This window comes from Streptomyces sp. NPDC044061 (genome assembly GCF_056434305.1).
Window position 1 is genome coordinate 163,297 of sequence record NZ_JBWKFL010000006.1, and the last position, 14,629, is coordinate 177,925.

A 14,629-nucleotide genomic window follows, 5' to 3' on the forward strand; every position below is an offset into this window, starting at 1 on the left:
CCCCTCGAAAATCGCAGGTCAGAGCGTTATCCACAGGCTGTCACGGGGTGGCCCGGCTCCGCCTACCATGGCGTGAACGCCTGACGCGGCACGACGCGGAGGGCCTGCGAGGGGGGTGCACATGGCGCGATTCCTGCGGTGGACGGCCGCCGCGGCCGCAGCGCTGCTGGTGGCCGGATGCGGCGGCTCGTCGGACGGAGGCCATGACGAGGGCAAGGGGAGGGGCACGGCCAGGGAGACCGGCCCCGCGTCCGCATCGGCGTCACCGTCCGCGGTGGATCTGCCCTCCTCACTCACCTCACAGCGGCTCGACTGGCACCGCTGCAAGGCCACCGGGGACTCCGCCGCGCCCGGCGACGACTGGCGGTGCGCCACGCTCAAGGTGCCCCTGGACTGGTCGAAGCCGGACGGTACGACGATCGGCCTGGCCCTCATCCGCGCGCGGGCTACCGGAAGCAACCGGATCGGCTCGCTGCTGTTCAACTTCGGCGGCCCCGGCGGCTCGGGCGTGTCGATGATGCCGTACTACGCGGCCACCGCCTCCAAGCTGCGCGAGCGCTACGACCTGGTGAGCTGGGAACCCCGCGGGGTCGGCGCCGGCGGGGGCGTACGCTGCCGCGCCGACCGGGACATCGAGAGAGCCGAGCGGGTGGACGCCACCCCGGACACCCCGGCCGAGGAGAAGGCCTACCTGCAGGACGCCGCGGACTTCGGCAAGGGATGCCAGAAGGCCGCCGGTACGCTGCTGGCGCACGTCTCCACGACCGACACCGCGCGCGACATGGACCTGATGCGCCAGGTCCTCGGCGACCGGACGATGCACTACTTCGGCATCTCCTACGGCACCGAACTCGGCGGCGTCTACGCCCACCTGTTCCCCGAGAACGTCGGCCGGCTGATCCTCGACGCGGTGGTCGACCCGACAGCGGACGCGGTGGGCCACGCCGAGAACCAGACCCGCGGCTTCCAGCGGGCCCTGGACGACTACCTCAAGTCCACCGGCCAGGACCCACAGCAGGGCACAAGGAAGATCGCGCAACTGCTCGACCGGATCGACGCGAAGCCACTGTCCACGTCCTCGGGGTCCTCGGGGTCCTCGGGGTCCTCGGCCCGCAAGCTGACCCAGACGCTCGCGGTCACCGGCATCGTCGTGCCGCTGTACAGCGAGGCCGGCTGGCCGCGGCTCACCAGCGCGCTCAACTCGGCGGAGAAGGGGGACGGTTCGGGGCTGCTGGCGCTCGCGGACCAGTACGACGAGCGGGACTCCTCGGGGCACTACGGCACCACGAGCCACTCCCAACGGGTCATATCCTGCCTGGACGACAGACAGCGGCCCACGCTCGCACAGACGAAGAAACTGCTGCCCGAGTTCGAGCGGATCTCACCGGTCTTCGGGGACTTCCTCGGCTGGGACACGGCCGGCTGGTGCCACGACTGGCCGGTGCCCGGCCAGTACGACACCCCCGAAGTCAGTGCGCCGGGTGCGGCGCCCATCCTGCTGGTCGGCAACACCGGGGACCCGGCGACACCGTACGAGGGCGCCCGCAGGATGGCCGACGAACTGGGCAAGGGCGTCGGGATCGAACTCACCTGGAAGGGCGAGGGCCACGGGGCGTACGGCAACGGCAGCGACTGCGTCGACTCGGCGGTGAACACCTATCTGCTCGACGGGAGGGCACCGAAGGACGGCACCGTCTGCTCATGACGACGGAGCGCGAAGCCTCCTCGGCTCGACCGCCGACAACTCACCGAGCGGCCGGCACCGGTCCCGGCACCGGTCCCGGTACCGGCACCGGTCCGCCGCGCCGGGAGGCGAGCCCACCGCCGCCGGCATCGACGCCGCCGACGGGTCCGGCCGGTGTGAAGGGTGGCGTGTCCTGCCGGCAGGAGGCCCCGGCGGCCGGGAGCGCGCCCGTGGTGAAGTACCGCACGGCGTGCTGATCCAGGCAGGCGCTGGGAGGGTTGTACAGAGTGGTGTGCCCGTAGCCGTGGACGGTCAGCAGACGCGCGTTCGCCAGCTCGCGGGCCATCGCCTGGCCGCCCTCGTAGGGGGTGGCAGGGTCGAAGGTGGCGTTGACGACGAGGACGGGATGGGCGGTGGGCCTGTTCCACGGGCCTGTGTAGCGGTGGGCGGCGGTTGCCGGCCACTGCGCGCACCACTGGTAGTCCCACACCCAGCGGTGCCCGACATCCCCTGCGCGTGCGGTGCTGAAGGCGTCCAGTTCCGGGTAGCGGCCGAGGTCGCGGGGGTTGGGGCTCTCGGAACAGACCACCGCGGCTTCCTGCTCGAAGCCGGGATAGCCGGACGGTTGAGGGGACCCGGAGATCCGGGGGGTGCGTTTGAGCCACAGCTCCTGCAGGAGCGTGCCCGCATGCGTCCAGCCCGGGTCGACGAGATAGAGGTCCGTCAGCAGGGCGCTCACGGCGATGCTGTAGGTCCAGTCGCCCACCGGATGGCGCTTGAGCTGCTGCATCAGGTCGGCGAACTTGGTGCGCGTGGCCCGAGCGCTGCCGGCGGAGAACGCGCAGCGGGCTGCCGACACCTGGCCGCACAGGTTCAGGAACTGTTCCAGGGTGGCTGCCGACCCGAGATCCGAACCCAGTCGCAGAGGGGTGCTCAGCCGGGGTTCGGCACTCATGGAACCGTCGGCATAGCCCGTGGGACTGGCGTTACCGTCCAGGAGGAGGGCACGTACCTTGTCGGGAAAGAGGTTGGCGTACGTGGCACCGAGGAGCGTGCCGTACGAGACGCCCCAGTAGTTCAGCGTGGCGTCCCCGACCACCTGGCGCAGCCGGTCCAGATCCCGAGCGGTGTCGACGGTGGACACGTACCGCAACAGTGTCGGAGCCCGCTGCCGGCAGCGCTGGGCCAGGTCCGCCCGCGCCGCGATCCAGGACTGCCGTTCGCTCTCGCTCACCGGGAATCCCGCGGGTTGCCTCTCCGTCCACGCCACGGCTTCCGCGGCGGTGCGGAAACAGCGCACCGCGGTGCTGCGGCCCACTCCCCGCGGGTCCCAGCTGACGATGTCGAACCGCTCTCGCAGACCCTTCGGGAACCTTTCGTACGCGGTCGGCAGATCCCTGGTGCCGGGATTGCTGGGGCCTCCGGGGTTGAAGAAGAGCGTGCCGATCCTCTCGGCGGGGTCGGTGGCTCTGTACCGGATCACGGCAAGGTCGATGGCACGCCCCGCCGGACGGTCGTAGTCGAGGGGCACCTTGAACGTGGCACATTCGGACCCGCGCGCCCTCGGCTCCTCGCACGGTCGCCACGTCAATGCCGAAGCGCCGGGGGCTGTTCGGAGGCCGACACGCGGCTCGGTCGCGGCGCCGGGAACCAGTACGGACGTCAGAAGAAGCGTGGCGGAGCACGCCAGGCTTCCCCGACGTCTCGCTATGTCTCCGGGCATGCCCACAGCTCATCACCGTCGCTCGGCTCGCAGCACACGCTGGGCACCCGAACGGGTTCCGTCGTGATTCAGCGGAGAGAGACCGGCGGAAAGACGTCGGCTGCCAACGAGTGAATCCCGCCGCTCGGCGAGTGGCTGCCGACGTGGCGGCGGGAAGGCCGTTCTGCGTACCGGACAAACGATGGGCAGGGAGTCCCCATGCCGAAGTTCCTCATCCAGGCCACCTACACGCCCGAGGGCACGAAGGGTCTGCTCACGGAAGGCGCGACTGGCCGCCGCGCCGCGGTCGACCAGGTCGTCACCGGCCTCGGCGGGACGGTCGAGGCGATGTACTTCGCCTTCGGCCAGGACGACATCGTGCTCATCGTCGACTTCCCCGACCCGATCTCCATGGCCGCCGTCAGCCTCACCGTCAAGGCGAGCGGCGCCCTCCACACCCGGGCCACCCCTCTCCTCACCCTCGACGAGATCGACGAGGCAACCCGCCGGAAGGTCGCGTTCCGCGCACCTGGGGCGTGAACCTGGTTCGTGTTGTGGTGAGAACCCGATGAGAGTGTGTCCGGCATGGAGACACCCATCGCCCCTGAAAGCGGGGATGAGGAGCACGCCGTCATCGCCCACTTTCGGCTTGCGACCGAAGGTTTCGGCGACGCCGAACAGCGAAGGCAGGTCTACGACGCCAAGCAGGTGATGGCGGCGGCGGTCGAGCAGGCCGGTGTCGGGGAGGTCGACGGCGACGAGTTCGGAGGGGGCCGAGCTGCGCTCTACGCCTACGGGCGAGATGCCGATGCCCTGTTCAAGGTCATGGAGCCGACTCTGCGCAGTCTCCCGTTCAGACCGGCACACGTCGTTCTCCGGCGCGACGACAGCGAGTCGCGCATCGACCTGTAGGCCGGCCCAGGCCGGCCGCCGGCCGACAACGACAGAAGCCCACGGCATCCGATCCGGTCAGAGCCGTGGGCTTCTTCTGCCTCGCCGGTCAGCGAGACCGCTGATCAGTAGACCGGCTTGTGCGGTTCGATCTGGTTGACCCAGCCGATGACGCCGCCGCCCACGTGGACCGCGTCCGCGAAGCCCGCGGACTTCAGGACCGCGAGGACTTCCGCACTGCGGACGCCCGTCTTGCAGTGCAGGACGATCTTCTTGTCCTGAGGGAGGCCCTCCAGGGCGGTGCCCATGAGGAACTCGTTCTTCGGGACCAGCCTGGCGCCCGGGATGGAGACGATCTCGTACTCGTTCGGCTCGCGGACGTCGATGATCTCGATGTTCTCGCCGTCGTCGATCCACTCCTTCAGCTGCTTCGGAGTGATGGTGGAGTCGGCGGCCGCCGCCTGGGCCTCCTCGGAGACGACGCCGCAGAAGGCCTCGTAGTCGATGAGCTCGGTGACGGTCGGGTTCTCGCCGCAGACCGCGCAGTTCGGGTCCTTGCGGACCTTGACCTGGCGGTACTGCATCTCCAGGGCGTCGTAGATCATCAGGCGGCCGACCAGCGGCTCGCCGATGCCCGCGAGGAGCTTGATCGCCTCGTTGACCTGGATGGAGCCGATGGACGCGCACAGCACGCCCAGGACGCCGCCCTCGGCGCAGGAGGGGACCATGCCGGGGGGCGGGGGCTCCGGGTAGAGGCAGCGGTAGCAGGGGCCGTGCTCGGACCAGAAGACCGAGGCCTGGCCGTCGAAGCGGTAGATCGAACCCCACACGTACGGCTTGTTCAGCAGCACGCACGCGTCGTTGACCAGATAGCGGGTCGCGAAGTTGTCCGTGCCGTCGACGATCAGGTCGTACTGGCTGAAGATGTCCATCACGTTGTCGGCTTCCAGCCGCTCCTCGTGAAGGACCACGTTCACGTACGGGTTGATGCCCTTGACGCTGTCGCGCGCGGACTCGGCCTTGGAACGGCCGATGTCGGACTGGCTGTGGATGATCTGGCGCTGCAGGTTCGACTCGTCGACCTCGTCGAACTCCACGATGCCGAGCGTGCCCACGCCCGCGGCGGCCAGGTACATCAGCGCCGGCGAGCCCAGGCCGCCGGCGCCCACACAGAGCACCTTGGCGTTCTTCAGCCGCTTCTGCCCGTCCATCCCGACATCGGGGATGATCAGGTGGCGGGAGTACCGGCGGACCTCGTCTACGGTGAGCTCAGAAGCTGGCTCGACCAGGGGTGGCAGCGACACGGGGACTCCGTTGGTCGGTCAAACAGTACGGTTGTTCTTCCCGTAACACTGCCACGGCCTTTTTCATTCCGAGACACCCGTCCCGACACGCGAGACGATCTCGTCCCAGTAGCCGGGCATCGTCTCCCAGGGGTCGACGCGGCCGCGGCGGTCGGTGCGGTCCGTGAAGTAGATCGTCCCCGCTCCCTGCCAGCGCGCGATGCGCAGTGCCTCCTCCAGATGCCCGCGGGGCACGCCGTGCACCAGGTGGCAGAAGCGCTCGGGCGGGTAGTCGGCGGTCCACTCGGCGACCTGCGAGAAGCGGTAGTAGGACCAGGAGCCGCGGAAGGTCACCAGCTGGTCGGCGTTCTCCGCGTACCCGGGGTGCGGGTGGGTGCCGTGGCCGAGGACGATGTGCGCGGTGTCACTGAGCGCCCGGAGCCGTGTGATCGCGCGGCGGACCTCGGGCAGCGCGATGCGGTCGCTGGGACAGCGCTCCAGCAGGAAGCCGTCGACGCGGTACCAGTCGAGGTGGCGCTGCGCGTCCGAGAGCAGGTCGCCGAGGGCACGGGCGCCGTGGGTGAGGTCCAGGTGGCCCAGCACGCGGACGCCCGCGTTGCGCAGCCGGCCCGCGGCTTCCAGGCAGTGCGGGTCGGGCCGGGTGCCGGGCCCGGCGGCGACGTTGAGCACGACCCAGTCCAGGGGGGTGCCGGGACGGGCGAGCTCGGCCCACTGGGCCGGGGCGACGAGCGGGTGCGCGTAGCCGGGGACGCCGAGGGCGGTACGGACGCCGGTGCCGGTGGTGCCCGCTGTCGTGGTGCTGGTCAGATGCGGCATGCCGCCTCCATCCAGATGTCGGCGAGGGATTCTTCGAGGTTGATCCGGGGCCGCCAGCCGAGCCGGTCCCGGGCGGTGCGGACGTCGGCCTGCTGCCAGCTTCCGCAGCCGTCCGGGTACGGGTAGGCGACCGGGGCCACGTGGTCGGGGTCGGTGCGGGGGTGACCGATGGCGCTGCGCAGCGGCCCGGGAGGGGCGTCGAGTTCGTGCAGGGCGCCGCCGTACCCGGCGACCCGGGCGAGGACGGCGGCGGCGTCGCGGAGCCGGACGGCGCGGCCGGAGCCGATGTTGATGACACCCTGGGCGGCGGAGAGGGAGGCGGCGTGCACGGCACGGGCGACGTCGCGGACGTCGACGAAGTCGCGCTGGACGCCGAGGCCGCCGAGCTTGAGTTCGCCGTCACCGGACTGCATGGCGCGGCGCATCGCCTCGGCGAGCCGGCCGAGCGGGGAGCCGGCCGGGGTGGCGGGTCCGGCGGGTGAGAAGACACGGAGGACGACGGCGTCGAGGCCGGAGCCGAGGACCAGTTCGGTGGCGGCGAGCTTGCTGACGCCGTAGGGCCCGCCGGGGCGCGGCACGGCGTCCTCCGCCGTGGAGGAGCCGGGCTGGCTGGGGCCGTACTCCGAGCCGCATCCGATCTGCACCAGGCGGGCGCCGCAGCCGCTGCGGCGCAGGGCCTCGCAGACGGTGGCGACGGCGACGGTGTTGTGCCGGGTGAGTTCGCGGGCGCCGCCGCGGGTGGCGCCGGCGCAGTTGACGACGACTCCGGGGTGGACCGCGTCCAGGAAGCGGGTGAGCGCTCCGGGGCTGCCGGTGGCGAGGTCGAAGCGGACGTCGGCGTCATCGCCACGGCCGAGCGCGGTGAGCTGGACGGCGGGGTCGGCGAGCAGGCGGTCGGCGACGAAGCGGCCGATGTATCCGTTGGCTCCGATCAGCAGGACCCTCATCGGGCGGCTCCCGGGGTGTGCGCTCCGGCCGCTCCCAAGGCTCCCAAGGCTCCGGGCGCCCCAGGCTCTGCGGGCGCCGTGGGCGCTCCGTGTCGGGAGGTGGTCATCTGGTCTTCTCCTTCGAAGGGGTGATGCGGTCGCCTCCGGCGGTGGGCCGGGCGCCCGCGGCCAGGTGCCGCCACGCGTTCGGGGCGGGTGGCTACGGGCTGGGTTCGGGCCGGTGGCGGAAGATTCACTCGGGTGCTCCCGTGGGCGCGTGGGCCGAGGCCTGGGTGAGGGTGCGCAGGGCGTGGGCCAGCAGCGTCAGGGCCGTGGCCCCGCAGGCGAGCGCCGGGACGGCGGCCGGGCCCCAGGTGTCGACCAGGGTCTGGACGGGGGTCGCCAGGAAGGCCAAGCCGGGCAGCCGGCCGGCCAGGGTCAGGGCGGGGGCCGCCGCCTCGACGGCCGCCGCCGCGCCGAGGGCGACGGCGGGGGCGTGCCGGTGCTGGTGCACGGTGAGGAGGCGGGCGAGCAGGAGGAGGGCGCCCAGGGTGAGCGCCTGCGGGTAGCCGGCGTCCTCGTGCAGGACGGCACCGCACAGGGCCAGCAGGGCGGTCAGGACGCCCAGGAACAGGACGAACGTGCCGAGCAGCAGCGGGCGGGCGGCGGTCGTGAAGTCCTCCAGGCCCCGGCTGCCGGCGAGCCTGCGGCGGGCGCCGGCCGTGAGGAGGTGGGCGCACCAGGCGGCCGGGGCGCAGGCCAGGGTGAGCGCCAGGGCTGGGGCGGTGGTCACCGGCCAGGGGCCGTCCGGGGCGCCGGTGGGCAGGGTGTCGGGGCCGCCTGATACGACGGCGCGCAGGAGCCCGTCGCCGAGAAGGGCGTACCCGAGCAGCCAGAGGGTCCACGCGCGCGTGCCGGATGCCGACCGCCAGGAGGGTGTGCCGCGCTCGGTGGCGAGGGGGCCCCGGCGCAGGGCCGTACGGACGGTGAGGGCGACGGCGAGGAGCCCGCCGAGGGCCACCAGCAGGCGGGTCTGGCCGTGGGTGAGGCGCAGTCCGGCCACGGCGGCCGCGGTGAGCGCGCCGGGCAGGAGGGTCAGCAGGGCCCAGCCGGCCCGGACCCGCGGTACCCGCACCGGCTCGGACTGCGGGTGCGGTGCGCCGTCGCGGGGCACGCGCGCGTACAGCTCCTCGGCGAGAGAGAAGACGTCGCGGTGCCGGAAGCGGGCGGCGGTACGGTCGGTGACTCCGTGTGCCTCCAGCCCGGCGGCGATCTCCAGCGGATCCACGGCCCGTTCGCACAGGTCACGGTGACGGTGCAACAGGGCTTTCACGGGGTCGGCGGCACCGCGCCGGGGCGGGCTTCTACGGCTCCTGCCCGGCTCGGAATCGGCTCGGGTGCGCGCGGGCGCTGCGGGCGCCGCCCGGCGAGCGGCGACGGCGGAACCGTCCGCGAGGGAGGGCGCCTCGGCGCCGGGCCCGCTGGAGGCCACATCTGCCCCGGACTGCGCCCCCGGCCCGAAGGTTCCGGCGGAGGCCACCCCAGCCCCGTACTGCCCACCCGAGCCTGCGGGCCCGGCGGAAGCCACGGGCGTTCCAAACCCCACGGAGCCTTCCACCAGCCACTCGCCCGACCGCTGGTCCCACACGTCGGGGCCGCTCGGCACCTCGGGACGGCCCAGTGCACCCGGGCCGTCCGGGTCACTCAGGTCGCTCAGGACGTCCCTGTCGCCCTGGCCTCTCTCCAGCCCACCCGAGCCGCTCACAGTGCTCCCTCCGGAGCCGTCTGGGGGTTCGCGCGGACCGGGCCGCCTGCCGCCCAGCCGGGCAGGCCCCGGGCCACGACGCGGGCCGTGGGTCCGGTCCAGCCGACGGGGACGTGGGACTCGGCCGGTGCGGCGAAGGGCAGCGGTGCGCCCGCCTCGTCGAGGACGACCCGGCGCACCGGGCAGCGCGAGACGACCTCCAGGTAAATGCTGTGAAATGCCGCGATGTTCTGCTCGACGGTGAACAGTTCGAGCGCGCGGGCGCGTGCGGCGGCGCCAAGGCGCTCACGGCGCTCGGGGTCGCGCAGCAGCGCCAGGCACGCCTCGGCGAGAGCCCGCGGATTGCGCGGGGGTACGACGAGGCCCGTGCCGCCGATGGCCTCCACCACCGCGCCGACATCGGTGGAGACGGTGGCGCGGCCGCAGAACATGGCTTCGACCAGGCTGATCGGAAAGCCCTCGACGACGCTGGAGAGGACGACGACGGCGCCGGCGGCGTACGCGTCGGGCAGCGTCGGGGCCTCGGGGCCGCCGATCTCCTCGAAGGAGACCGGGTTGTCGCCGACCGCGTGCACGCCCTCCGCCTCGTCGGGGAAGAGCTGGGCGGCCAGGACCTGGCAGTGGCCCAGGTAGGCCTCGCCCTCGGGGCTCGCGGGCGGGCCGATGATCCGCAGGCGGGCCTTCGGCTCCTCCTTGCGCACCTCGGTGAAGGCGTGCAGCAGGGACACCAGGTCCTTGGCGGGTTCGACGCGCCCGACCCAGACGAGGGTGTCCGCGTCGGCACGGTCGGGGGCCTCGCCGACCTCGGCGAAGCGGGAGGCCTCCATGCCGGGGTGGACGGTGCGGATCCGGGATCGGTCGGCGCCGCACCGTTCCTGCCAGCGGCGGGTGTGCGCGTTGCCGGGGGTGAGGATCGCGGCGTGCGCGTAGACCTCGGTGGCCAGCCTGCCGTGGAAGGCGGCGAGCAGGGCGCGTACGGCGGGGGCTGCGGTGTCCGGGCCGAGGGCCAGGTAGTGCGAGCGCAGTCGCACGCCGTACTCGGTGACCAGCAGCGGTACCTCGCAGAAGTGCCGGGCGAGCAGTCCGGGCAGGGCGGCCGGACCGCCCGCGGTGGCGTGGCAGAGGTCGGCCGCGCCTAGGCCGTCGTCGTCGTACCAGTCGAGGGAGAGCGGGCGCAGGGCGCGTTCGAGGTGGGCGGTGACGGTGAGCAGGTCGGGTACGCGCGCCTCGCGCGCCGTGCGCGGCGCTCCGGGGGCGCGGCAGGCGCGCTCCAGGGTGCGTACGGCGGTGTCGGAGCGCAGGGCACCGACCAGTCCGCCCTCGTCGCGGGCGAGTTCGGCGAGTCCATACAGGGCGCTGCCGAAACGGTCCGCCAGCTGAGCGGAGTCGGCCTCGGACACGGCGCCGGGCCCCGTGCAGACCACCGCGACCAGTTCGCCGTAGCACTCGGTGAAGCGCCGGCGCGCGCGCCTCCCGTGGGCGACACCGTCGTCCTCGGCCGTCCACAGCGGTGCCGTACGGACCCGGCTGACCTGCTCGGGAAGCGGGATCCAGCCCTCGTCCTCCTGCCGGCGGCTGCGGCTGAGCGCGTAGATGTCGAACTCGTACTGTGCGAGCCCGCGCACGAGCCGGTCGCACCAGAGTCCGGCGTCACCGCTCACATACGGATAGCCACCCTCCGTAAGTAGTCCGACGCGCACGTGTGCACCCCCGATCTCCCGCCGAGTGGGAGCCGCCTTGGTCGTGGCGGCTCGCAGCGGGACGAACGTATGCGGACAAGGGGGTGGCGCGACGGACGGTTGTCCATCGCGCCACCAAAAGGGGTGAACGGTCGTAACTTTCGCGTGCGGGTCGCGTTCCGGCGCGCTAGGAGATCAGACGGTGATCACTCGAACGCGAAACGTCACGTCGCGGCCGGCTCCCGCCGGGCCGCGCGCCGCCGGGACGCCAGCTCGGGGTCGAGCGCGGGTACGGCGGCCAGCAGCTGCCTGGTGTACGGCTCGCGCGGGGCGTCGTACACCTCGTCGACGGGTCCGCACTCCACCACCCGGCCGCCGCGCATCACCGCGACCCGGTCGCTGACCGGGCGGACCACGGCGAGGTCGTGCGCGATGAACACGAGCGCGAGGCCGAGTTCCCGCTGCAGCTCGCCGAGCAGTGCGACCACCTGGGCCTGCGTCGTGACGTCGAGCGCGGAGACGGGCTCGTCGCAGACGATGACGCGCGGGTCGGCGGCGAGCGCCCGCGCGATACCCACGCGCTGGCGCTGTCCGCCGCTGAACTCGTGCGGGTAGCGGTCGTAGTGCGCCGCTTCGAGCCCCACGCGCTCCAGCAGTTCGGTCACGCGCCCGCGGATGCGCCGTTCGTCCTGCTCCCCGCGCGCGCGGAGCGGGTCGGCGATGGACTCGCCCACGCTGCGGCGGGGGTTGAGGGAGGAGATGGGGTCCTGGAAGACCATCTGGAGGGCCGGGTTCACGCCGGTGTGCGGGCGACCGTCGTGGCGGATCTCCCCGGCGGTCGGCTCCAGCAGCCCGACCAGCATGCGGCCCAGGGTCGTCTTGCCGCTGCCGCTCTCCCCCACGACGCCCAGGGTCTCGCCCCGGCGGACGGTCAGCGAGACGTCGTCCACGGCCGCGAACGCCCGCTTGCCGCGCCCGAACTCGCGCCGCAGGCCGGTGGCCTGCAGGACGACCTCGTCGGACGCTCCGGAGGCGGCGCGCCGGGCGTCCACGCGCGGTACGGCGTCGAGGAGTTCGCGGGTGTACGCCTGCGCGGGCACACCCAGAACCGTGCCGACCGGGCCCTGTTCGACGGCCCTGCCGCGCCGCATGACCAGTACCTCGTCCACGCTCTCGGCGGCGACGCCCACGTCGTGGGTGACGAGCAGCAGGCCCATGCCGGTCTCCTCGCGCAGCCTGTGCAGCAGGTCGAGGATCTGGGCCTGGACGGTGACGTCGAGGGCCGTCGTGGGCTCGTCGGCGATCAGCAGCTCGGGCGAGCAGGCGAGCGCCATGGCGATGAGGGCGCGCTGCCGCATGCCGCCGCTGAACTCGTGCGGGCGGGAACGGGACCGGCGCCGTGCGTCCGGAATTCCCACCCGGTCCAGCACCTCGACGGCACGCGCGCGTGCGGCGCGGCGTGACACGCGTGCGTGCACGCGGTGGACCTCGGCGATCTGGTCGCCGATGGCGTAGTACGGGTCGAGCGAGGACAGCGGGTCCTGGAAGACCATGGCGGCCTTCGCGCCGCGCAGCCGCCGCAGTTCCTCGTCCGAGGCCCGCCGCACGTCGGTGCCGGCGACGTGGACCGCGCCGCCGACCCGCGCTCCGGTGCCCCGGTGCAGGCCCAGCAGGGCGCCGGCGACCGTGGACTTGCCGGAGCCGGACTCGCCGACGAGCGCGAGGGCGGCGCCCTCCGCCAGCCGGAAGGAGAGCCCGTCCACAGCCCGCAGGGTGCCGAACTCGACTGTCAGGTCCGTGACTTCCACCAGGCTCATGCGAGTACCACCCGTCGGTCGGCCACCGCGTAGAGCACGTCCGCGACGGCGTTGGCCACGACCACGAAGAATCCGATGACCAGGACCATGCCGACGACCACCGGCAGGTCGACGACCTTCACCGCGTGCACCAGTTCCTGGCCGATGCCGGGCAGTCCGAAGAGGGTCTCGGTGAGGACGGCGCCGCCCACCGCGCCGCCGAAGTTGTTGGCGTTCAGCGCGATGACCGGCGCGAGCGCGCCGCGCAGGGCGTGCCGCCCGACGACCGAGCGCTCGGCGACGCCGTAGGCGCGGAAGGTGCGTATGTGGTCCTCGGCGAGGGTCTCCAGCATGGCCGCCCTGGTCAGGCGGGCGAAGGCCGCCGCCTCGACGAGGGCGAGGGAGAGCCACGGCAGCAGCAGGTTCCACGCCCACTGCTCGGGATCGTCGGTGAACCTCACGTACAGCGGGAAGGGCAGCAGTCGCAGCTCGCCGCAGACGACGATCATGAGGACCAGGCCGATGACGAAGACGGGCGTGGCCGTGCCCGCGAGGGTGATCGCGGTCAGTGCGCGCTCGGTGAACCGGCCGCGCCGCCAGGCGGAGAGCACGCCGGTGCCGACCCCGAGGACGAGCCAGATCACCATGGCGCCGACCACCAGCGAGAGGCTGACCGGGAGCTTGGTCAGGATGATGTCCGTCACCTGCCGGTCGCTCTGGTAGGAGAGCCCGAGGCAGGGCGCCGGGCAGTGCTCGACCGAGGTGCCCGTCGAGTAGTCCTGGCCGGCGACGATGCCCTGCAGGAAGTGCCAGTAGCGCAGGTACAGGGGGTCGTCCAGCTTCAGCTGCTGGGCGACCTGGTGCACCTGTTCCGGCGAGCAGCGCGGGCCGCAGGAGATCTGGGCGACGTTGCCGGGGGTGACGTAGAAGACGACGTAGATGATCACCGAGATGGCGAGGAGGGTGATCAGGGCGCCGGCGACGCGGCGCAGCACGAAGCCGCCGAACCCGCTCATGCGGCGCCCTCCTTGTCCGCCCTGCCCTCGCCCCTGCCGCCCGTGCCGACGCGCAGTCGGGAGGCCGCGCGCGGGTCGAGGGCGGTGCGGACACCGTCGCCGAGGACGGTCAGCGCGACGACGGTGCCGAAGAGGGCTCCGGCGGGCAGGAGCAGGTACTGCGGCGCCGCCTGGTACCAGACGTCGGCGGCGGTGAGCATCTGTCCCCAGGACGGTGTCGGCGGCTTCACACCGATGCCGAGGAAGGACAGGGCTGCCTCGATCGAGATGTTGATGGGCACGAGCAGCGCTCCGTACGTGATGACGGGTGCGGCGAGGCCGGGCAGCAGCTCGCGGCGGGCGATCCGCCAGGTGCCCCAGCCGCTGAGCCGTGCGGCGGACACGTAGTCGAGCCCCTTGAGGGTGAGTGTCTGCGCGCGCGTGATCTTGGCGATGTTGCCCCACGCGATCAGGCCGATCACGAACGTGACCAGAACGGGGCGCGGGAAGCTCGACGGCACGATCGCGAGGAGCGCCAATGCCATGATCATCAAAGGCAGGGCGATGATGATGTCCGTGATCCTGCTCAACAGTTGATCAACCCATCGGCTGCCGAGCGCCGAGGCGGCGCCGACCACCACGCCGAGGGTCACCTGGATCGCGGTCGCTCCCAGCGCGACCCCCAGCGAGACCCGCGCTCCGTACACCAGGCGCGCGAACAGGTCGCGTCCGGTCTGCGGCTCGACGCCCAGCCAGTGGTCGCCGCCGATGCCGCCGAACGAGCCGATGGGCACGCCTCCGCGCGCGGAGTCGATCAGGGAGGGGTGGTAGGTGGTGGGGTCCTGGCCCTCCAGGGCGGTGAGCAGGGGCGCGGCGAGCGCGACCAGGACGAGCAGCGCGACGACGGCCGCGGCGACCAGGGCGGCGCGCTGCGCCCGCAGCCGCCGCCAGAACTGACGGGCCCCCGAGGCGGGGGGGGGGGGGGGGGTGGGGCGGGGGGGGGGGGGGGGGAGAGGGGGCGTGCTCACGCACATCCTTTCCCCCAAACCGGGGGGGATGCAGGAAGCCGGG

At 72.7% G+C, this 14,629-nt stretch carries 12 protein-coding genes; 3 read left to right on the top strand and 9 right to left on the bottom strand.

Annotated elements, in window-relative coordinates; genetic code table 11:
• The first annotated feature begins 121 nt into the window (after positions 1-121).
• Complete coding sequence (locus AC07CM_RS12160; RefSeq protein ID WP_478876268.1) at positions 122-1,705, top strand: alpha/beta hydrolase; 1,584 nt, start codon at positions 122-124, stop codon at positions 1,703-1,705.
• A 40-nt stretch (positions 1,706-1,745) separates the two neighbouring features.
• On the opposite strand, the gene AC07CM_RS12165 is transcribed toward AC07CM_RS12160, so the two are convergent.
• Positions 1,746-3,215, bottom strand: a complete 1,470-nt coding sequence (locus AC07CM_RS12165; RefSeq protein ID WP_478876269.1) for an alpha/beta hydrolase — start codon at positions 3,213-3,215, stop codon at positions 1,746-1,748.
• Between the two features lie 390 nt (positions 3,216-3,605).
• Here AC07CM_RS12165 and AC07CM_RS12170 point away from each other — a divergent pair, with 390 nt between their 5' ends.
• Both AC07CM_RS12170 and AC07CM_RS12175 read left to right on the top strand, forming a co-directional pair.
• The gene (locus tag AC07CM_RS12170; protein WP_478876270.1) at positions 3,606-3,926 is read left to right on the top strand and encodes a GYD domain-containing protein; all 321 of its coding nucleotides are present in this window, start codon (positions 3,606-3,608) and stop codon (positions 3,924-3,926) included.
• A gap of 45 nt (positions 3,927-3,971) precedes the next feature.
• On the top strand, positions 3,972-4,298 hold the full coding sequence (locus tag AC07CM_RS12175) for a hypothetical protein (protein WP_478876271.1): 327 nt from the start codon (positions 3,972-3,974) through the stop codon (positions 4,296-4,298).
• A 104-nt stretch (positions 4,299-4,402) separates the two neighbouring features.
• Here AC07CM_RS12175 and moeZ read toward each other — a convergent pair whose 3' ends face one another.
• The 8 genes from moeZ to AC07CM_RS12215 form a co-directional block, all read right to left on the bottom strand.
• Positions 4,403-5,581, bottom strand: coding sequence for an adenylyltransferase/sulfurtransferase MoeZ (moeZ, locus tag AC07CM_RS12180; protein ID WP_478876272.1), 1,179 nt, complete (start codon positions 5,579-5,581; stop codon positions 4,403-4,405).
• Positions 5,582-5,644: 63 nt separating this feature from the next.
• Positions 5,645-6,397, bottom strand: coding sequence for a spherulation-specific family 4 protein (locus tag AC07CM_RS12185; RefSeq protein ID WP_478876273.1), 753 nt, complete (start codon positions 6,395-6,397; stop codon positions 5,645-5,647).
• The gene (locus AC07CM_RS12190) at positions 6,385-7,344 is read right to left on the bottom strand and encodes an NAD-dependent epimerase/dehydratase family protein (RefSeq protein ID WP_478876274.1); all 960 of its coding nucleotides are present in this window, start codon (positions 7,342-7,344) and stop codon (positions 6,385-6,387) included. The genes AC07CM_RS12185 and AC07CM_RS12190 overlap by 13 nt, the downstream gene beginning before the upstream one ends.
• Before the next feature lie 232 nt (positions 7,345-7,576).
• Complete coding sequence (locus tag AC07CM_RS12195) at positions 7,577-8,815, bottom strand: hypothetical protein (RefSeq protein ID WP_478876441.1); 1,239 nt, start codon at positions 8,813-8,815, stop codon at positions 7,577-7,579.
• A gap of 269 nt (positions 8,816-9,084) precedes the next feature.
• Complete coding sequence (locus AC07CM_RS12200; RefSeq protein ID WP_478876275.1) at positions 9,085-10,749, bottom strand: glycosyltransferase; 1,665 nt, start codon at positions 10,747-10,749, stop codon at positions 9,085-9,087.
• A 242-nt stretch (positions 10,750-10,991) separates the two neighbouring features.
• Complete coding sequence (locus AC07CM_RS12205) at positions 10,992-12,584, bottom strand: dipeptide ABC transporter ATP-binding protein (protein ID WP_478876276.1); 1,593 nt, start codon at positions 12,582-12,584, stop codon at positions 10,992-10,994.
• Entirely contained in the window at positions 12,581-13,579 is a 999-nt protein-coding gene (locus AC07CM_RS12210) for an ABC transporter permease (protein ID WP_478876277.1), read from the bottom strand. Before AC07CM_RS12210 ends, AC07CM_RS12205 begins: the two co-directional genes overlap by 4 nt.
• Positions 13,576-14,586 (bottom strand): ABC transporter permease, encoded by a 1,011-nt coding sequence (locus AC07CM_RS12215; RefSeq protein WP_478876278.1) that lies wholly within the window; start codon positions 14,584-14,586, stop codon positions 13,576-13,578. The genes AC07CM_RS12210 and AC07CM_RS12215 overlap by 4 nt, the downstream gene beginning before the upstream one ends.
• Between the last annotated feature and the right edge of the window lie 43 nt (positions 14,587-14,629).

Bases quoted from the DNA above. Each gene is read 5' to 3' on its own strand.
- AC07CM_RS12160 (WP_478876268.1), top strand. From the start codon at position 122: ATGGCGCGATTCCTGCGGTGGACGGCCGCCGCGGCCGCAGCGCTGCTG.
- AC07CM_RS12170 (WP_478876270.1), top strand. From the start codon at position 3,606: ATGCCGAAGTTCCTCATCCAGGCCACCTACACGCCCGAGGGCACGAAG.
- AC07CM_RS12175 (WP_478876271.1), top strand. From the start codon at position 3,972: ATGGAGACACCCATCGCCCCTGAAAGCGGGGATGAGGAGCACGCCGTC.
- AC07CM_RS12185 (WP_478876273.1), bottom strand. From the start codon at position 6,397: ATGCCGCATCTGACCAGCACCACGACAGCGGGCACCACCGGCACCGGC.
- AC07CM_RS12190 (WP_478876274.1), bottom strand. From the start codon at position 7,344: ATGAGGGTCCTGCTGATCGGAGCCAACGGATACATCGGCCGCTTCGTC.
- AC07CM_RS12205 (WP_478876276.1), bottom strand. From the start codon at position 12,584: ATGAGCCTGGTGGAAGTCACGGACCTGACAGTCGAGTTCGGCACCCTG.
- AC07CM_RS12210 (WP_478876277.1), bottom strand. From the start codon at position 13,579: ATGAGCGGGTTCGGCGGCTTCGTGCTGCGCCGCGTCGCCGGCGCCCTG.